Source organism: Streptomyces eurocidicus (assembly GCF_002891295.1).
GTDB classification, from domain to species: domain Bacteria; phylum Actinomycetota; class Actinomycetes; order Streptomycetales; family Streptomycetaceae; genus Streptomyces; species Streptomyces eurocidicus.
Map to the genome: position 1 here is coordinate 67,338 of NZ_LGUI01000008.1, position 18,201 is coordinate 85,538.

An 18,201-nucleotide genomic window follows, 5' to 3' on the forward strand; every position below is an offset into this window, starting at 1 on the left:
GTTTGGAGCGGCTTGCGGGGCGAGGGGCGGTAGCCCTCCGGCGGTTGTCATGGGCAGGGCGCGCCAAGTCGATACGATCATGCTCCCCCCACCGCACGACATTGCCCGAGCCCCGGAGCGCCCTATGCCGTCGTCCTGTCCTGCCTGTGGTGTCGCGTCCACCGCGGACGCGCGCTTCTGTATGAAGTGCGGGCACGAACTCGCGGAACCGGCGACGGCTCCCGCTGCCCAAGGCGCCGCCCGGAGCGCCGCCCAAGCCGCCCCGGCCATGCCCCCCGGCCCCCCGAGACCGGATCAGCCACCCGTACCCGGCGGCCCCCCTCCGTTCACCCCGGGGCACGCGCCCGCGCCCGGGCCCGCCGCGCTCTTCCTGCGGCGCGCCTTCGGCGGCGGCTGGGCCGGTGCGGCACAGGCCGTGCTGTGGCCGACCGGCCTGCTGCTCGTCCTCGCGCTCCTCGCGTCGATCCCGGCCCCCGACTCCTACTCGATGGTGGGGCTGCACACCTGGAGCGACCGCTTCCAGAGCGCGCTCGCGGTCCTGATGCAGGGCCTCGGCGGCACCCTCGACTTCGAGACGAAGCGCGGCGGCGGGCTCGTCACCCTCTTCCTCAAGGGCAACGGCTCGGTGTCCGCGTGGCCCCTGACGGTGACGCTGCTGTGGGCGGCGGCCCTGGCCTTCGGCGCGCGCCGGCTGCGCCGCACCCGCCCGCCGGGCGCCGGCGGCGGCGCGGAGGACACCCTGCGGATCGCGCTGCTGAGCGCGGCGGTGGTGCTCGTACTCGGCCTCATCGGCCAGCCCGACCTCGACGGCCTGTCGGTCTCCACGACCCCGGTCCTCGCCGCCCTGTTCGGCTGCGCGCTGGCGGGCGCGGTGAGCGGCGCGGTGCTCTGCCGCGACGAGCTCGCCGCGCGTCTGGGCGCCGGCGGACAGCTGGTCATGAGGGCGTTCGGCACGGCCCTGCGCGCCCTCGGGCTGTCGGCGGCCCTGGGCGGCCTGGTGTCGTTCGTCGTCCTCGCGGCGCACGCGGACGACGGCGCGGACTGGACCCTGGCGCCCTCGCTGCTGTTCCTGGTCAACATGGGCCTCATGGCCCTCGGTCTGGCGTGGGGCGCCGACCTCGAAGCCACCGTGAGCGACCACGACGCCCGGGAGACCGGCGGCTTCGGCCTCTCCGAGCTCGGGCACGCCGCCGGTGGCTGGGCGCAGGCGGGCGCGCTGGCCGGCGGCGTGGTCTGCGCCCTGATCCTGGCCGCGCTGGTGGCGCGGCGCTCCGCGGACCGGCGCGAACAGGCGCTGGCCGGCGGCTTCTTCCTCGCCTCCTTCTGGCTGCTGGCCTTCGTCGCCGGCTTCTCGATGAACATGTCCGCGGGCACCACCTTCGGCTTCGGCCGCACCCGCTCGATGGACATGGAGTACGGGGCGGACCAGGGCGAGCTGCTGCTCTTCGGGATCCTGTGGACGGCGGGCGCGGTGCTGGCGGCCGCGTTCCTCTTCCGTACGTCCCGGCCCACGGGCCCCGGCGGATTCGCCGGGCTCGCACCCGGGCTCGCGCCCGGCTACTCCGTACCGCCGATACCGCGGTCCTTCCCGGGCACCCCGGCGGCGCAGCCCTTCCCCGGTGCCCCGGCGGCGCCCCCGCTGCCCGTCACGCCCCCGGCGCCGCCCGCGCCGTTCGTACCCTCCGCGCCCCCCGCGCCCGCCACCCCTGCGCCCGGCACGCCCGCCGCGTTCGGCACGGCTCCCACCCCCACGCCCCCGTCGCTGCACCGCACCGGCCCCGGCACCGGCTTCACCACGCTGCCGGCGGCCCCGCCCGCCCCCGGCGGCCGCTCCCTGAAGTGGGTGGCGATCGCCCTGGCGGCCTTCCTGGTCGGCGGCTCGGTGGCCGGCGGCGTCCTGCTCACCCGGGGCAAGGACGGCAAGCACGACAAGGCCGCCACGCAGGAGGACAAGAACCTCGACCCGGCGCCGTTCGAGGCGCCGCCGTCGCCCGCGCCCTCCACCTCCCCCCTCCCGTCGCCTTCGGCGAGCCCCTCCGCGTCGCCCTCCGCGAGCCCTTCCGACAGCCCGTCGGCGAGCCCCTCCGACAGCGCCTCTCCCACGCCCTCCGGCTCCCCCTCCGAACCGGTCGTGCTCCCGGGCGGTTTCGAGAAGGTCAGCGACCCGCAGGGCTTCAGCATGGCGATCCCGGGCGCCTGGCGCCGGGACGACAAGGGCGGCGGCCAGATCGACTACGCGTCCCCCAACGGCGACGCGTTCCTCCGGGTGGGCGTGCTCAAGAGCGGCGGGCAGAGCTCGTACGACCACTTCGGCGAGCTGGAGAAGACCGTCGGGAAGAAGCCGGACTACAAGCGGGTCGCCCTGGACCGGAACACCTTCCAGGGCCGCCCCGGCGCCCGCTGGGAGTTCACCTGGACCGAGAAGGGCACCGGCCGCACGATGCACGCCGTCGACCAGGCGTACGTGACGGAGTCCGGCACCGAGTACGCCGTGTTCTACCAGGGCTACGACGACCGCTGGTCCGGCGGGCGGAAGGTCTTCGACCAGGCCCTGGAGCACTGGTCCGTCGACCACGAGTGACCTGTCGGCGGGTCACGGCCCGGCCGTGACCCACCGGGGCGGGTACGGCATGGGCGACCCTTCTCACTTCGCCGTATCCGCCCCCATAGACTTCTCATGTCCGGTGCCCGGCCTGACCGGCGCACGCACACCGCCGAGCTACGGGAGTCCCCACCGTGACCGAGTCCCCTACCGAACACAGCGCAGATGTGATCGTCGTCGGGGCCGGCCCGGCCGGCTCCACCACCGCCTATTACCTGGCGAAGGCGGGCCTCGACGTCCTGCTGCTGGAGAAGACGGCGTTCCCCCGCGAGAAGGTCTGCGGTGACGGCCTGACGCCGCGCGCCACCAAGCAGCTCGTCGCGATGGGCATCGACATCTCCGAGGAAGCCGGCTGGCTGCGCAACAAGGGCCTGCGCATCATCGGCGGCGGCGTCCGCCTCCAGCTCGACTGGCCGGAGCTCGCCTCCTTCCCGGACTACGGACTGGTCCGCAAGCGCGACGACTTCGACGAGCAGCTCGCCCGGAACGCCGAGAAGGCCGGCGCCCGGCTGTACGAGCGCTGCAACGTGGGCGCGCCGGTCATCGACGACCGCACCGGCCGCGTCACCGGCGTCCACGCGAAGCTCGGCGAGGAGAAGACCCCGGTCACCTTCCACGCCCCGCTCGTCGTGGCCGCCGACGGCAACTCCACGCGGCTGTCGCTCGCCATGGGCCTGCACCGGCGCGACGACCGCCCGATGGGCGTGGCCGTGCGCACGTACTTCACCTCGCCGCGCCACGACGACGACTATCTGGAGTCGTGGCTGGAGCTGTGGGACCGGCGCGGCCCGCAGGACCGGCTGCTGCCCGGCTACGGCTGGATCTTCGGCATGGGCGACGGCACGAGCAACGTCGGGCTCGGCGTCCTCAACACCTCCGACTCCTTCAAGGAGCTGGACTGGCGCGAGGTCCTCAAGGCGTGGTGCGCCTCGATGCCCGAGGACTGGGGCTACACCCCGGAGAACATGACCGGCCCGATCCGCGGCGCCGCCCTGCCGATGGCCTTCAACCGCCAGCCGCACTACACGCGCGGGCTGTTGCTCGTCGGCGACGCGGGCGGCCTGGTCAACCCCTTCAACGGCGAGGGCATCGCGTACGCCATGGAGTCCGGGCAGATCGCCGCGGACGTCATCACCCAGGCGCACGCCCGCGCCTCGTACGCCCAGCGCGAGCTGGCCCTCCAGCGCTACCCGAAGATCCTCAAGGACACCTACGGCGGCTACTACACGCTCGGCCGCGCCTTTGTGAAGCTCATCGGCAACCCGAAGATCATGAAGCTGGCCACCGAGCGCGGTCTGACGCATCCGCTGCTGATGAAGTTCTCGCTGAAGATGCTGGCCAACCTGACCGACCCGACGGGCGGCGACGCGATGGACCGCATCATCAACGGGCTGAGCAAGGTGGCTCCGCGCTCCTGAGAGGCCAGGCCGGAGGGGGCGGCGGGACGTTTCGCCAAGAGATTCACCCTTTCGGGCAACTTTCGTCCTGTTTCGGCGTGTTGGCTTTACGGAAGTAACGAGGTGAGTCCGCTCCCGCTCGGGGCGGGGCGGCTCTCTCGTGAAGGGAATCCGTTCATGCCGCACGCCGCGCACCGTCCTTCCCTCCGTGACTCCCGCCGCCGCGCCGGGCGGCTCGCCGCGGCGGCGGCGCTGTCCCTGTCCGCCGTCGCCCTGGCGACCCCGGCGCACGCGGCGTCGTCCTGCGAGGTCAACGGCGTCACTCAGATGGGCCCGGCCATCAACGGCACCGCGGGCGCCGACGACATCGTCTGCTCGTCCGTCGACGCGGTGACCGTCGTCGACTCCATGGGGGGCGACGACACGTTCATCCTCACCGGGCCGGTGGACGGCCGGATCCGCATGGGCGACGGCAACGACCGCGTCGCGCTGGAGAGCACCGCCGAGCTGACCGACCGCGGCGAGATCGACGGACAGGGGGACCAGGACGGGTTCGACATCAGCGGCAAGGTGCTCGGAGCCGTGCGCGGCGGTCAGGACAAGGACCGCATCCTCGTCTACAAGGGCGCCACCATGGGGTCGAGGACCGACCTCCGCGGCGCCAAGGGCGACGACGTGATCGACGTGGAAAGCTCCGTGGTGGTTCAGGGACTGGTCGAGGGCAACGAGGACAACGACGACATCCGAGTAGGGGACAACGAGGGCACGGTGGACGGCGGCCCGGGCACCGACCACTGCGTCGTGCTCTCGGGCAACCTCCCGGACAACTGCGAGTCCTGATCCCCCTGTCCCGCGCCCCTTCCGGGCTCCATGGACCCCCTGTCGGCCCGACCGGAGAGGAGACCGTTTGCACAGCGGAAGACCGGCGGCTGGCCGCCGCCACATAACCCCGCCCGCCGTGCGAACAGCCCCCGCACGGCGGGCGGTTCCCTGCCCCGGTTCACCCCTTTGTGTGGCGTATATATCGCTTTGAGGGGGCGGCTTCCGGGGAGGCTCCGGGGGCGGCCGGGCCTCCGGGGGCTCCGGAGCCGCTTCCGGGGAGCCGAGGGTGAAGGGGGCGGTGGCCGTGCCGCACGCCAGGAGAGACACCGCACGAGCCGTCAGGGCCGCGCTCCGGCGCGCCGCCCTCGTCGCGGCGCCCGCCCTGACGGCGCTGCTGGCCCTGGCGGTCGCCCCGTCCGCCGCGCCGGCCCCGGCCGGCGGCCCGACGGTCTGCACGGTCGACGGCATCCTCCAGCCGGGGCCCGACGTCCTGGGTACCGAGTCCGCGGACCGGATCGAGTGCTCCTCGGTGGCGGCGGGGCACGTCGTCGACGGGCTCGGCGGCGCCGACGTCCTGACGCTCACCGGGCCCGTGGAGGGCGACGTCCGGGGCGGGCGGGGCGATGACACCCTGCTGGCCCTGCCGGGCGGCGAGGAGGCGCCTCGCGCCGGTCTGCACGGCGACGAAGGGAACGACACCATCCGGTTCGCGGACGGTGTCGAGGTGTCAGGGCTGGTGGACGGCGGCGAGGGGGACGACCGGATCGTCGTCCGCGGCACCCTCACCCGCTCCGGCCAGATCTTCGGCGACGGGGGAGACGACGACATCCACGTCCACAACAACCAGGGCTTCGCCGACGCGCGGCCCGGCGCGCGGGACCTCTGCCTCGCCGACATGGGCAACCCCTGCCCGCGCTGACGGGCCGCCGGGCGCCGCGGCCGGACACACCGGAGGCCGCCGTCCCGAGCGGTGGGAGCGGCGGCCTCCGGTGATGCCGGTGCGGGGTGGGTCACATGACGCGGACGGCACCCGTGGGCGGGGAGTAGCTGAGGTCGCGCTCGACCACGCCGGTGCTGGGGTTCTGCGCGCCGATGAACTTGCCGCCGCCGATGTAGACGCCGACGTGGTACGCGCTGCCCGCGGCGCCCCAGTAGAGGACGTCGCCGACCTGGAGGTTGCTCAGCGAGACCTGGGTGCCCGCGGTCGACTGGTCCTGCGAGACGCGCGGCAGGTCGATGCCGATCTGGCTGTACGCGGCCATGACCAGGCCGGAGCAGTCGTACGAGGACGGGCCGGTGCTGCCCATCACATACGCCTTGCCGACCTGCGCCTGGAGGAAGGAGACCAGGGTCGCGGCGCTGCCGGTGGCGTTCGACGACTTCGAGCCGGTCGACGTGGAGGCGGCCGCGGCGGCGTCCTCGGAGGTGCTCGCGGCGGACTTGGCGCTGAGGCTCTTGCGCTCGGTGGCACGGGAGGCGCGGGCCTCCTCGGCGTCGCGCTTCTCCTGGGCCTCCGCGGCCTTCTTCTCGGCCTCGGCCTTGCGGTCGGCCTCCTGCTTGGCCTTCTTGGCGGCGTCGCGGGCCGTGTCGGCCGCCTTGTCCTGCTCCGCGCGGACCGTGTAGTCGAAGGCGGTCTGCTGGGTGGCCGCCGCGCTCTGCGCGATGGAGGTGGCCAGGGTCGCGTTGACCGCCGGCATCTCCATGGTCGACTCGACGGGCTTCTCGGCGGCGGTGGCGGAACCGGCACCCGCCACGGCCAGAGTGCTGAGGACGCCACCGGCGACACCAGTGCGGACGACCCACGACTGGGTGGCCGTACGACGGGGCTTCCGGTGGCTGGTTATATGCGCGTTGGGGGACATGGAACAACGGACTACCAGTACGCGCTGGTTGAGTTCAACAAAAGTGACGTGCGCCACAATTAGCATGTACGCGCCGAAAATTCGGGCATTTGATCACGGGGACGTCACGGCCCCGGGCGGGTCGCCGATCGTCAACAGGCGCCTCAGCACGGTGTTTGGCCGCCGAAAGGGATCACTGGCCGCTCTATCACTCTTGCGGCTCACGTGTCGAGGCTACCCAGGGAATCCGTCTCCCGAACCTCTTCCCGCGTGGCGCAGCTCACGCCCCGCCCGTCCCTGGAGTGCGCTCGTGAACCGGGTCGCGAACCGGTGCCCGGGAGTGGCCGGCGGCTGTCACCGGCTCAGCGAACGGCCGTTCTTTATCACTTGACGGTCCGTAAGGCGAATTTGTGTGCACGTGGCATCTCTTGATAGGGGCGCACGCCCGCCACCTGCGCCAGAGCCCTGAAATGTCACCTCTGGTGATCACTCGGGCGCTTCGCGTACGAAGATCGCCGCTCATCCGACTTGATGATCGTTCGTCAGGTGGTGGAGATCACAAACACGGTGGCGCACCCCGTGTCGCAGATCACAGGCCGACGGGCATAGGATGCGTGCGACCCGGGCTTGTGAACTGCCTCACATATGGGTGATCTTCGCGACGATCGCCCGCGAGCTCCCAGAGGGCGGTGCGCCCGCCGGGGTCCGGCAAGCCGGCAGTCAGCGTCGACTGGAAGGAGCGAGGAGCGGTGAACGCCTACGCGCCCATCCTCGTACTGGGAGCCCTCGGGGCAGGCTTCGCGATCTTCTCCGTGGTCATGGCCTCGCTCATCGGGCCCAAGCGGTACAACCGCGCCAAGCTCGAAGCCTACGAGTGCGGCATCGAGCCCACCCCGCAGCCCGCCGGCGGCGGGCGCTTCCCGATCAAGTACTACCTGACGGCGATGCTCTTCATCGTCTTCGACATCGAGATCGTCTTCCTCTACCCCTGGGCCGTCACCTTCGACGCCCTGGGGCTCTTCGGGCTCGTGGAGATGCTGCTCTTCGTGCTCACCGTCTTCGTCGCCTACGCCTACGTCTGGCGCCGCGGCGGCCTGGAATGGGACTAGGGGGCACCACTCAATGGGACTCGAGGAGAAACTGCCGAGCGGCTTCGCGCTGACCACGGTCGAACAGGCCGCCGGCTGGGTGCGCAAGTCCTCCGTCTTCCCGGCCACCTTCGGACTGGCCTGCTGCGCCATCGAGATGATGACGACCGGCGCGGGCCGCTACGACCTGGCCCGCTTCGGCATGGAGGTCTTCCGGGGCTCCCCGCGCCAGGCCGATCTGATGATCGTGGCGGGCCGGGTCAGCCAGAAGATGGCGCCCGTGCTGCGGCAGGTCTACGACCAGATGCCCAACCCCAAATGGGTCATCTCCATGGGCGTCTGCGCCTCCAGCGGAGGCATGTTCAACAACTACGCGATCGTCCAGGGCGTCGACCACATCGTGCCGGTCGACATCTATCTGCCCGGCTGCCCGCCGCGCCCCGAGATGCTGATGGACGCGATCCTGAAGCTGCACAGCAAGATCCGGGGCGAGAAGCTCGGCGTGAACCGCGAGGCGGCGGCCCGCGAGGCCGAGGAGGCGGCCCTGGCCGCGCGGCCCCTGATCGAGATGAAGGGCCTGCTGCGGTGAGCGACCCCAAGAGCACCCCGAACGACACCCCGGGGAACGGCCCCGGTCCCGGCGAGGACGTCAACGCCCAGGGCCTGCCCGGCCAGCGCGGCGACCAAGGCGAGGCCATCCGCGTCCAGCACGGCATGTTCGGCGCCCGGAACGGCGGGGACACCTCCGGCTACGGCGGCCTCGTCCGGACCGTAAGGCTGCCGGGCGACACCTCGCGCCCTTACGGCGGCTGGTTCGACGAGGTGGCCGACGAACTGGAGGGCGCCCTGGAGGAGCAGGGCCTCGTCCCGTCGAACGCCGTCGAGAAGACGGTCGTCGACCGCGGTGAGATCACCTTCCACATCGCCCGCGAGCACCTGCCGCGCGTCGCCCGCACCCTCCGCGACGACCCGGCGCTCCGCTTCGAGCTGTGCACGGGCGTCAGCGGAGTGCACTTCCCCGAGGACAAGGGACGCGAGCTGCACGCCGTCTACCACCTGCGCTCGCTCACCCACAACAGGCTGATCAGGCTGGAGGTCGGGGTCCCCGACGCCGATCCGCACCTGCCGTCGGTCGTCGACGTCTACCCCACCAACGACTGGCACGAGCGCGAGACGTACGACTTCTTCGGCATCGTCTTCGACGGCCACCCGGCACTGACGCGGATCATGATGCCGGACGACTGGCAGGGCTTCCCGCAGCGCAAGGACTACCCCCTCGGCGGCATCCCCGTCGAATACAAGGGCGCCCGGATCCCGGCTCCGGACCAGCGGAGGTCGTACACCTGATGAGCACATCCCATGCGAGCCCCCGCGACACCACCGAGGGCACCGTCTACACCGTCACCGGCGGCGACTGGGACGAGATCGCGGCGGCGGCCCAGCGGGCCGACGACGAGCGGATCATCGTCAATATGGGCCCGCAGCACCCCTCCACCCACGGTGTGCTCCGGCTCATCCTGGAGATCGACGGCGAGACCGTCACCGAGGCCCGCTGCGGCATCGGCTATCTCCACACCGGTATCGAGAAGAACCTCGAATACCGCAACTGGACGCAGGGCACCACCTTCGTCACGCGCATGGACTACCTCACCTCGTTCTACAACGAGACGGCGTACTGCCTGGGCGTGGAGAAGCTGCTCGGCATCGAGGAGCAGATCCCCGACCGGGCCACGGTCGTCCGCGTGATGCTGATGGAGCTGAACCGTCTCTCCTCCCATCTGGTCTGCATCGCGACCGGCGGGATGGAGCTCGGCGCCACCACGATCATGATCTACGGCTTCCGGGACCGCGAGATGATCCTGGACCTCTACGAGCTGATCACCGGCCTGCGGATGAACCACGCGTACATCCGGCCCGGCGGGCTCGCGCAGGACCTGCCGCCGGGCGCGGTGGACGCGGTGCGCGAATGCGTCAAGAAGATGCGCCGGAACCTCCCCGAGTACGACAAACTCGCCACCGGCAACCCGATCTTCAAGGGCCGGATGCAGGACGTCGGTTACCTGGACCTCGCCGGCTGCCTCTCGCTCGGCGCGACCGGCCCGGTGCTGCGCGCCGCGGGCCTGCCGCACGACCTGCGCAAGGCCCAGCCCTACTGCGGCTACGGCACCTACGAGTTCGACGTCCCGACCGCCGACACCTGTGATGCCTACGGGCGGTTCCTCATCCGCCTGGAGGAGATGCGGCAGTCCCTGCGGATCGTCGAGCAGTGTCTGGACCGGCTGGCGCCCGGCCCGGTCATGGTGGCCGACAAGAAGATCGCCTGGCCCGCGCAGCTGGCCCTGGGGCCGGACGGGCTCGGCAACTCCCTCGACCACATCAAGAAGATCATGGGCACCTCCATGGAGGCCCTGATCCACCACTTCAAGCTGGTGACGGAGGGCTTCCGGGTGCCGCCCGGACAGGCGTACGCGGCGGTCGAGTCACCCAAGGGCGAGCTGGGCGTGCACGTCGTCAGCGACGGCGGCACCCGCCCGTACCGGGTCCACTTCCGCGACCCGTCCTTCACCAACCTCCAGGCCATGGCGGCGATGTGCGAGGGCGGCCAGGTCGCCGACGTCATCGTGGCGGTGGCGTCCATCGACCCCGTGATGGGAGGCGTCGACCGGTGAGTGATGTCCAGCTGGGAATGCCCCGGCTTCCCGCGCCCGACTATCCGGCCGACGTACGGGCCCGGCTCGACGGGGACGCCAAGGAGGTGATCGGCCGCTATCCCGACGACCGGAGCGCGCTTCTGCCGCTGCTCCACCTGGTCCAGGCGGAGGAGGGGTACGTCACCCGGACAGGCATCCGCTACTGCGCCGAGGTCCTGGGCCTGACCGTCGCGGAGGTGACGGCGGTCGCCACCTTCTACACCATGTACCGGCGCGAGGCGGGCGGCGACTACCAGGTCGGGGTCTGCACCAACACCCTGTGCGCGGTCATGGGCGGCGACGCCATCTTCGACGGCCTCAAGCGCCACCTCGGCGTCGGCAACGGCGGCACCACCACCGACGGCAAGGTCACCCTCGAACACGTCGAGTGCAACGCGGCCTGCGACTTCGCGCCCGTGGTGATGGTCAACTGGGAGTTCTTCGACAACCAGACGGTGGAGAGCGCCATCGCGCTCGTCGACGGGCTGCGCGCCGGCCGCCCGGCCTCGCCCACGCGCGGGGCGCCCCTGTGCACGTACCGGGAGACGGCCCGCATCCTGGCGGGCTTCCCCGACGAGCGGCCCGGCGCGGTCGAGGCGAGCGGCGGGGCCGGGCCCGCGTCCCTGGCGGGGCTGCGGCTGGCCAAGGGGAGACCGGCCCGGCCCGGGTGGGCCCGCCGCGCGGCGCGCCGCCGGGCGGGAGCGCGGACGCCGGCACCGGCCCCGCGGAGCACCCCGGCTCGCACGACGCGCCGCGGCAGACGCCGTCCGCCGACCCGGGGCACCCCGCCGGGCCGGCCGGCGAGGAGGGGGAGGGATGACCATGGCACCCGCGAACGAGGGCACCCCCAGGCCGCAGGCGGGGGCGGAGGCCGGCCCCGAGAAGCTGCTCGCGCCCGTGCTGAGCGCGCACTGGGACGAGCCCCGGTCCTGGACCCTGGAGACCTATCTGCGGCACGACGGCTACGCGGGGGCGCGCAGGGCGCTGGCGATGCCCCCCGACGAGGTGATCGCCTATGTGAAGGACGCGGGGCTGCGCGGCCGCGGCGGCGCGGGCTTCCCGACGGGGATGAAGTGGCAGTTCATCCCGCAGGGCGACGGCAAACCGCACTACCTCGTCGTCAACGCCGACGAGTCGGAGCCGGGCGCCTGCAAGGACATCCCGCTGCTCTTCGCCTCGCCGCACTCCCTCATCGAGGGCATCGTGATCGCCTGTCACGCCATCCGCTCGGAGCGGGCCTTCGTCTATCTGCGGGGCGAGGTCGTGCCCGTACTGCGCAGGCTGCACGAGGCCGTCCGCGAGGCGTACGAGGCGGGCTACCTCGGGAAGAACGTGCTGGGCTCGGGCCTGGACCTGGAGCTGACCGTGCACGCCGGGGCCGGCGCGTACATCTGCGGCGAGGAGACCGCGCTCCTCGACTCGCTGGAGGGGCGCCGCGGCCAGCCCCGGCTCCGGCCGCCCTTCCCCGCCGTCGCGGGCCTCTACGCCTGCCCCACCGTGGTGAACAACGTCGAGTCCATCGCGTCGGTGCCCGCGATCCTGCACCGGGGCAAGGAGTGGTTCCGGTCGATGGGCACCGAGAAGTGCCCCGGCTTCACCCTCTACTCCCTCTCCGGTCACGTCGCGCGCCCCGGCCAGTACGAGGCGCCCATGGGCATCACCCTGCGCCAGCTGCTGGACATGAGCGGTGGCATCCGGCCCGGCCACCGGCTGAAGTTCTGGACCCCCGGCGGCTCCTCCAGCCCCATGTTCACCGAGGAACACCTCGATGTGCCGCTGGACTTCGACAGCGTGGGCGCCGCAGGCTCGCTGCTCGGCACCAAGTCGCTCCAGTGCTTCGACGAGACCACCTGCGTCGTCCGGGCCGTCACCCGCTGGACCGAGTTCTACGCGCACGAGTCCTGCGGGAAGTGCACCCCCTGCCGCGAAGGCACCTACTGGCTCGTCCAGTTGCTGCGCGACATCGAGGACGGCAAGGGCCGGCGGGCGGACCTCGACAAGCTCGCGGACATCGCCGACAACATCAACGGCAAGTCCTTCTGCGCCCTGGGCGACGGCGCCGCCGCGCCGATCCTCTCCTCCCTCCAGCACTTCCGCGCCGAGTACGAGCGGCACATCACGGGCAGGTGCTGCCCCTTCGACCCGGCCGCGTCGACCCTGTGGGCCGACGGACCGAAGAACTTCCACCTGGAGGTGAACGCATGACAGTCACCACGTCTGCCCCCTCCGGAGGGGGCGAGGTGGTTCCGCCGGAGGACCTCGTCTCCGTCACCATCGACGGCATCGCGCTCTCCGTCCCCAAGGGGACGCTGGTCATCCGCGCCGCCGAGTTGCTCGGCATCGAGATCCCGCGGTTCTGCGACCACCCGCTGCTCGACCCGGCGGGCGCCTGCCGGCAGTGCATCGTCGAGGTCGAGGGCCAGCGCAAGCCGATGGCCTCCTGCACCATCACCTGCACCGACGGCATGGTGGTCCGCACCCAGCTCACCTCGTCCGTCGCCGAGAAGGCGCAGCGCGGGGTGATGGAGCTGCTGCTCATCAACCACCCGCTCGACTGCCCCGTGTGCGACAAGGGCGGCGAGTGCCCGCTGCAGAACCAGGCGATGTCCGCCGGGCAGGCCGACACCCGCTTCGAGGGCCGCAAGCGGACCTTCGAGAAGCCGGTGCCGATCTCCACCCAGGTGCTGCTGGACCGCGAGCGGTGCGTGCTGTGCGCGCGCTGCACCCGCTTCTCCCAGCAGATCGCGGGCGACCCGATGATCGAGCTGCTGGAGCGCGGCGCCCTCCAGCAGGTCGGCACCGGCCAGGACGTGCCCTTCGAGTCGTACTTCTCGGGCAACACCATCCAGATCTGCCCGGTCGGGGCGCTCACCTCGGCGGCGTACCGGTTCCGCTCCCGCCCCTTCGACCTGGTCTCCTCGCCGTCGGTGTGCGAGCACTGCGCGGGCGGCTGCGCCACGCGTACGGACCACCGGCGCGGCAAGGTGCTGCGCCGCCTGGCCGCCGACGACCCCGAGGTCAACGAGGAGTGGGTGTGCGACAAGGGGCGCTTCGGCTTCCGCTACGCCCAGCGGCCGGACCGGCTGACCACCCCGCTGGTGCGGAGCGCGGAGGGCGTGCTGGAGCCCGCGAGCTGGCCGGAGGCGCTGGCGGCCGCGGCCGGGGGACTGGCCGCCGCGCGGGGCCGGGCCGGGGTGCTGACGGGCGGCAGGCTGACCGTCGAGGACGCCTACGCCTACGCCAAGTTCGCACGGGTGGCCCTGGCCACCCATGACGTGGACTTCCGGGCCCGGGTGCACAGCGGTGAGGAGGCCGACTTCCTGGCGGCCCACGTCGCGGGGCGCGGCCGGGACCTCGACGGTACGGGCGTGACGTACACGGCGCTGGAGAAGGCGCCCGCGGTGCTGCTGGTCGGCTTCGAGGCGGAGGAGGAGGCGCCCGGCGTCTTCCTGCGGCTCCGTAAGGCGCACCGCAAGCACGGCCAGCGGGTCTTCGCACTGGCCACGCACGCCACACGCGGTCTCACGAAGGCGGGCGGCACGCTGCTGCCGGCCGCGCCGGGCACCGAGACGTCCTGGCTGCGGGCGCTGGCCGACGGCACCGGCCTGGACGCGGCCGGGCAGGCGGCGGCCGGGGCGCTGCGCGGCGAGGGCGCGGTGATCGTCGTCGGTGAGCGGGCGGCCGGTGCGCCGGGCGTGCTGACCGCCGTGCTCGCCACCTCCGCCGCGACCGGTGCGGCCCTGGTGTGGATCCCGCGCCGGGCCGGGGAGCGGGGCGCGCTGGAGGCGGGGCGCTGCCCGGGCTGCTGCCCGGCGGGCGGCCCGCCACCGATCCGCGCGCGCGGGAGGAGACGGCGGCCGCCTGGGGCGTCGCCGAACTCCCGCGCGGCACCGGCCGGGACACCGGGCAGATCGTCGAGGCCGCGGCCGGCGGCGAGCTGGGCGCCCTGCTCGTGGGCGGTGTGGAGGTCGCCGACCTGCCGGACCCGCGGCGGGCGCGCGAGGCGCTGGCCGCCATCGGCTTCCTCGTCAGCCTGGAGCAGCGGCCCGGCGAGGTGACGGACCGGGCGGACGTGGTGCTGCCGGTCGCCGCCGTGGCCGAGAAGGCGGGCACGTTCCTGAACTGGGAGGGCCGGGCGAGGCCCTTCGAGGCGGCCGTCCGGCCCGAGCACCTGGCCCGGGCCGCCCTGCCGCCGGACGCCCGGGTGCTGAACATGCTGGCCGACGCCATGGACGTACGCCTGGCGCTGCCGGACACCGGCGCCGTACGGGCGGAGCTGGACCGGCTCGGGCCGTGGCGCGGCGCCCACGCGGCCGCCCCGCCGAGCCGGACCGCCCGGCCCCGCGGCCGGGCCGGGCGAGGCCCTGCTGGCGGGCCACCGGATGCTGCTCGACCTGGGCCGGCTCCAGGAGGGCGACGACGCGCTGGCCGGCACCCGGCACGAGGCGCTCGCCCGGCTGTCCGCGACCACGGCCGCGGAGGCCGGGGTGCGCGACGGGGAGCCGCTCGCGGTGACCGGCCCGGTGGGCACGGTCCGGCTGCCGCTGCGGATCACCGCCATGCCGGACCGGGTGGTGTGGCTCCCGCTGAACTCCGTGGGCGGCGGCGTCGCCGGTGATACGGGGACCCGCCCGGGTGAGCTCGTACGGATCGGCCCGGCCGCCGGCGAGGACACCGGAACCGAGACACCGGAGGCGCGGTAGTGAACGCTTACCAACTGGCCGCCGAGGACCTGTCGATGTTCGGCCGCGACCCGTGGTGGCTGGTCGTCGTCAAGGCCGTCTTCTGCTTCGCGTTCGTCATGGTGACCGTGCTGTTCTCGATCGTCTGGGAGCGCAAGGTCGTCGCGTGGATGCAGCTGCGCATCGGCCCCAACCGGCACGGGCCCTGGGGGATGCTCCAGTCCCTCGCCGACGGCATCAAGCTGATGCTGAAGGAGGACGTGATCGTCAAGCGGGCGGACAAGGTGGTCTACCTCCTCGCCCCCGTCGTCGCGGCCATCCCCGCCTTCATGGCGATCGCCGTGATCCCCTTCGGCCCGGCGGGCAACGAGATCTCGATCTTCGGCCACCGGACCACGATGCAGCTGACCGACCTGCCGATCGGCGTGCTGTACATCCTCGCCACCGCGTCGGTCGGCATCTACGGCATCGTGCTCGCGGGCTGGTCCTCCGGGTCGACGTACCCGCTGCTCGGCGGTCTGCGCTCGTGCGCCCAGATGATCTCGTACGAGATCGCGATGGGCGTCTCCTTCGCGGCCGTCTTCCTCTACTCCGGGTCGATGTCGACCTCGGCGATCGTGGCGGCGCAGCACGACCGCTGGTACGTCCTGCTGCTGCCGGTCTCCTTCCTGATCTACATCGTGGCGATGGTGGGCGAGACCAACCGGGCGCCGTTCGACCTGCCGGAGTCCGAGGGCGACCTGGTCGGCGGCTTCAACACCGAGTACTCGTCCATCAAGTTCGCGATGTTCATGCTGGCCGAGTACGTCAACATGATCACGGTCTCGGCCGTGGCGGTGACGCTGTTCCTCGGCGGCTGGCGGGCGCCGTACCCGGTCTCCGCCTTCTGGGAGGGCGCCAACCACGGCTGGTGGCCGCTCCTATGGTTCGTGATCAAGCTCCAGCTGCTGCTGTTCTTCTTCATCTGGCTGCGCGGCACGCTGCCGCGGCTGCGCTACGACCAGTTCATGAAGCTGGGGTGGAAGGTCCTCATCCCCATCTCGATGGTGTGGCTGATGCTCGTCGCGGCCGTACGGGCGCTGCGGAACGAGAACTACGACTTCCAGCGGATCGTGCTCTACGTCGGTGGCGCCGTGGTGGCGGTCCTGCTGCTGTCGTTCGTGGCCGACGTCTTCCGCGGCCGGGGCGAGGAGCCGGAAGCGCCCGCCGGGGAGCGGGAGTTCGACCCCATGGCGGGCGGCTATCCCGTGCCGCCGCTGCCCGGTCAGACCCTGCCACCGGTGCCGCGACGGCGGTCGCGGCACGACCGCGAGCTCATTGTCAGTGGTGGCGTCGATACTGTCAGTGACGGTCCCCGAGACGGAAAGGAGGGGGCTGACGGTGCCTGACTTCCAGAACCCCGTGGCCGGCTTCGGCGTGACCTTCAAGGCCATGTTCAAGAAGCGGCTGACCGAGCAGTACCCGGAGGAGAAGAAGCACACGGCGCCGCGCTTCCACGGCCGCCACCAGCTCAACCGCCACCCGGACGGCCTGGAGAAGTGCATCGGCTGTGAGCTGTGCGCATGGGCCTGCCCGGCGGACGCGATCTATGTGGAGGGCGCGGACAACACCGAGGAGGAGCGCTATTCCCCGGGCGAGCGCTACGGCCGCGTCTATCAGATCAACTACCTCCGCTGCATCCTGTGCGGGCTGTGCGTGGAGGCGTGCCCGACCCGCGCGCTCACGATGACCAATGAGTACGAACTGGCCGACACCAGCCGCGAATCGCTCATCTACACCAAGGAGGAGCTGCTCGCGGGCCTGGAGGAGGGCATGGTCGACACACCGCACGCGATCTTCCCGGGCATGACCGAGAAGGACTACTACCGGGGCCTGGTCTCGGAGGCGGCGCCGGGCACGGTCCGGCAGCCCGCCGTCTCCGAGGGCGAGGCGCCCGCGCCCACGGCGGAAGGGGCGGACGCGTGAACACCGCCGCCACGGCCACCTCCACGGGCGAGGCGGTCCAGTTCTGGATCCTCGGGATCGTCGCCGTGGCCGGGGCGCTGGCCACGGTCCTGATGAAGAAGTCCGTGCACAGCGCCCTCTCGCTGGCCGGCACCATGATCGTCCTAGCGGTGTTCTACCTGGCCAACGGGGCGTATTTCCTGGGCATCGTCCAGGTCGTGGTCTACACCGGCGCGATCATGATGCTCTTCCTCTTCGTGGTCATGCTCGTCGGCGTCACCGCCGCCGACTCCCTCAAGGAGACCATCAGGGGCCAGCGGTGGCTGGCCGCGCTCTGCGCGCTGGGCTTCGGCATCCTGCTGATCGCCGGCATCGGGAACGCCTCGCTGAAGGAGTTCGCCGGCCTCGGCCGGGCCAACTCCGGGGGCAATGTGGAGGGCCTCGCCGCCCTCATCTTCACCAAGTACGTCTTCGCCTTCGAGATCACCGGCGCCCTGCTGATCACCGCGGCCGTCGGGGCGATGGTGCTCACCCACCGCGAGCGCACCGAGCACGCGGCCACCCAGCGCGAGCTCTCCGAGCGCCGGGTGCGGACGGGCAGGCAGGTCCCCCCGCTGCCCGCCCCCGGCGTCTACGCCCGGCACAACGCCGTGGACGTCCCCGGCCTGCTGCCGGACGGCACCCCGTCCGAGCTCACCGTCAATCCCACCCTGCGCGCCCGCGGCCAGATCCGCGATGTCTCGGGCGCGGCGCTCCAGGAGCTGGCCGCGCTGGAGCAGCGCGCGCAGGAGTGGCGCGAGCACGGCCGTAGCGAGGACGCGAAGGGAGTCGGCAAGTGAATCCGGTCAACTACCTCTATCTGGCGGCCCTGCTGTTCACCATCGGCGCCACCGGTGTGCTCATCCGGCGGAACGCGATCGTCGTCTTCATGTGCGTCGAGCTGATGCTGAACGCCTGCAATCTGGCGTTCGTCACCTTCTCCCGGCTGCACGGCAATCTGGACGGCCAGATCATCGCGTTCTTCACGATGGTGGTGGCCGCGGCCGAGGTCGTCATCGGTCTCGCGATCATCGTGACGATCTTCCGTTCCCGCCACTCGGCGTCGGTCGACGACGCGAACCTGCTGAAGCTGTAA

15 protein-coding genes and 3 pseudogenes are annotated in these 18,201 nt (G+C 72.0%); 17 read left to right on the top strand and 1 reads right to left on the bottom strand.

Features of this window, described 5'->3' with window-relative positions:
* Positions 1-268: 268 nt before the first annotated feature.
* The 4 genes from AF335_RS35170 to AF335_RS22375 all read left to right on the top strand — a co-directional run bounded on the left by AF335_RS35170 (position 269) and on the right by AF335_RS22375 (position 5,740).
* Complete coding sequence (locus tag AF335_RS35170) at positions 269-2,581, top strand: hypothetical protein (RefSeq protein ID WP_102920254.1); 2,313 nt, start codon at positions 269-271, stop codon at positions 2,579-2,581.
* 155 nt (positions 2,582-2,736) lie between these two features.
* Positions 2,737-4,020 carry a geranylgeranyl reductase family protein gene (locus tag AF335_RS22365; RefSeq protein WP_102920255.1) on the top strand — a complete coding sequence of 428 codons (1,284 nt, stop codon included), beginning with the start codon at positions 2,737-2,739 and terminating at the stop codon, positions 4,018-4,020.
* A 156-nt stretch (positions 4,021-4,176) separates the two neighbouring features.
* A complete protein-coding gene (locus AF335_RS22370; RefSeq protein ID WP_102920256.1) occupies positions 4,177-4,839 on the top strand; it encodes a hypothetical protein in 663 nt (220 codons plus the stop codon).
* A gap of 268 nt (positions 4,840-5,107) precedes the next feature.
* Positions 5,108-5,740 (top strand): hypothetical protein, encoded by a 633-nt coding sequence (locus tag AF335_RS22375; RefSeq protein ID WP_102920257.1) that lies wholly within the window; start codon positions 5,108-5,110, stop codon positions 5,738-5,740.
* A 91-nt stretch (positions 5,741-5,831) separates the two neighbouring features.
* On the opposite strand, the gene AF335_RS22380 is transcribed toward AF335_RS22375, so the two are convergent.
* On the bottom strand, positions 5,832-6,683 hold the full coding sequence (locus AF335_RS22380; RefSeq protein WP_102920258.1) for a C40 family peptidase: 852 nt from the start codon (positions 6,681-6,683) through the stop codon (positions 5,832-5,834).
* 728 nt (positions 6,684-7,411) lie between these two features.
* Here AF335_RS22380 and AF335_RS22385 point away from each other — a divergent pair.
* The 13 genes and pseudogenes from AF335_RS22385 (at position 7,412) to nuoK (ending at position 18,201) form a co-directional block, all read left to right on the top strand.
* Entirely contained in the window at positions 7,412-7,771 is a 360-nt protein-coding gene (locus tag AF335_RS22385) for an NADH-quinone oxidoreductase subunit A (RefSeq protein WP_058047631.1), read from the top strand.
* A gap of 13 nt (positions 7,772-7,784) precedes the next feature.
* Entirely contained in the window at positions 7,785-8,339 is a 555-nt protein-coding gene (locus AF335_RS22390; RefSeq protein ID WP_102920259.1) for a NuoB/complex I 20 kDa subunit family protein, read from the top strand.
* Positions 8,336-9,097 (top strand): NADH-quinone oxidoreductase subunit C, encoded by a 762-nt coding sequence (locus tag AF335_RS22395; RefSeq protein WP_102920260.1) that lies wholly within the window; start codon positions 8,336-8,338, stop codon positions 9,095-9,097. Before AF335_RS22390 ends, AF335_RS22395 begins: the two co-directional genes overlap by 4 nt.
* Positions 9,097-10,419, top strand: coding sequence for an NADH-quinone oxidoreductase subunit D (locus AF335_RS22400; protein WP_102920261.1), 1,323 nt, complete (start codon positions 9,097-9,099; stop codon positions 10,417-10,419). The genes AF335_RS22395 and AF335_RS22400 overlap by 1 nt, the downstream gene beginning before the upstream one ends.
* A 17-nt stretch (positions 10,420-10,436) precedes the next feature.
* A pseudogene (nuoE, locus tag AF335_RS22405) lies at positions 10,437-11,260 on the top strand (NADH-quinone oxidoreductase subunit NuoE).
* Positions 11,257-12,645: an NADH-quinone oxidoreductase subunit NuoF gene (gene nuoF / locus AF335_RS22410; protein WP_102920262.1), complete on the top strand. Its 1,389-nt coding sequence runs from the start codon at positions 11,257-11,259 to the stop codon at positions 12,643-12,645. The pseudogene nuoE and the gene nuoF overlap by 4 nt, the downstream one beginning before the upstream one ends.
* A gap of 44 nt (positions 12,646-12,689) precedes the next feature.
* Positions 12,690-14,252, top strand: a pseudogene (locus tag AF335_RS36270) (NADH-quinone oxidoreductase subunit G); the annotation flags it as partial.
* Positions 14,186-14,560, top strand: a pseudogene (locus AF335_RS36275) (NADH-quinone oxidoreductase subunit G); the annotation flags it as partial. The pseudogenes AF335_RS36270 and AF335_RS36275, both read left to right, overlap by 67 nt.
* A gap of 262 nt (positions 14,561-14,822) precedes the next feature.
* Positions 14,823-15,143 carry a molybdopterin dinucleotide binding domain-containing protein gene (locus AF335_RS36280; RefSeq protein WP_280524641.1) on the top strand — a complete coding sequence of 107 codons (321 nt, stop codon included), beginning with the start codon at positions 14,823-14,825 and terminating at the stop codon, positions 15,141-15,143.
* Between the two features lie 35 nt (positions 15,144-15,178).
* The gene (gene nuoH, locus AF335_RS22420) at positions 15,179-16,510 is read left to right on the top strand and encodes an NADH-quinone oxidoreductase subunit NuoH (RefSeq protein WP_221505826.1); all 1,332 of its coding nucleotides are present in this window, start codon (positions 15,179-15,181) and stop codon (positions 16,508-16,510) included.
* A complete protein-coding gene (gene nuoI, locus AF335_RS22425) occupies positions 16,503-17,087 on the top strand; it encodes an NADH-quinone oxidoreductase subunit NuoI (protein WP_244927126.1) in 585 nt (194 codons plus the stop codon). Before nuoH ends, nuoI begins: the two co-directional genes overlap by 8 nt.
* Entirely contained in the window at positions 17,084-17,905 is an 822-nt protein-coding gene (locus AF335_RS22430) for an NADH-quinone oxidoreductase subunit J (protein WP_102920264.1), read from the top strand. Before nuoI ends, AF335_RS22430 begins: the two co-directional genes overlap by 4 nt.
* Entirely contained in the window at positions 17,902-18,201 is a 300-nt protein-coding gene (nuoK, locus tag AF335_RS22435) for an NADH-quinone oxidoreductase subunit NuoK (protein WP_102920265.1), read from the top strand. The genes AF335_RS22430 and nuoK overlap by 4 nt, the downstream gene beginning before the upstream one ends.

Bases quoted from the DNA above. Each gene is read 5' to 3' on its own strand.
- AF335_RS35170 (WP_102920254.1), top strand. From the start codon at position 269: ATGCCCCCCGGCCCCCCGAGACCGGATCAGCCACCCGTACCCGGCGGC.
- nuoH (WP_221505826.1), top strand. From the start codon at position 15,179: ATGTTCGGCCGCGACCCGTGGTGGCTGGTCGTCGTCAAGGCCGTCTTC.
- AF335_RS36280 (WP_280524641.1), top strand. From the start codon at position 14,823: ATGCTGCTCGACCTGGGCCGGCTCCAGGAGGGCGACGACGCGCTGGCC.
- AF335_RS22390 (WP_102920259.1), top strand. From the start codon at position 7,785: ATGGGACTCGAGGAGAAACTGCCGAGCGGCTTCGCGCTGACCACGGTC.
- AF335_RS22380 (WP_102920258.1), bottom strand. From the start codon at position 6,683: ATGTCCCCCAACGCGCATATAACCAGCCACCGGAAGCCCCGTCGTACG.
- AF335_RS22370 (WP_102920256.1), top strand. From the start codon at position 4,177: ATGCCGCACGCCGCGCACCGTCCTTCCCTCCGTGACTCCCGCCGCCGC.
- AF335_RS22400 (WP_102920261.1), top strand. From the start codon at position 9,097: ATGAGCACATCCCATGCGAGCCCCCGCGACACCACCGAGGGCACCGTC.
- nuoF (WP_102920262.1), top strand. From the start codon at position 11,257: ATGACCATGGCACCCGCGAACGAGGGCACCCCCAGGCCGCAGGCGGGG.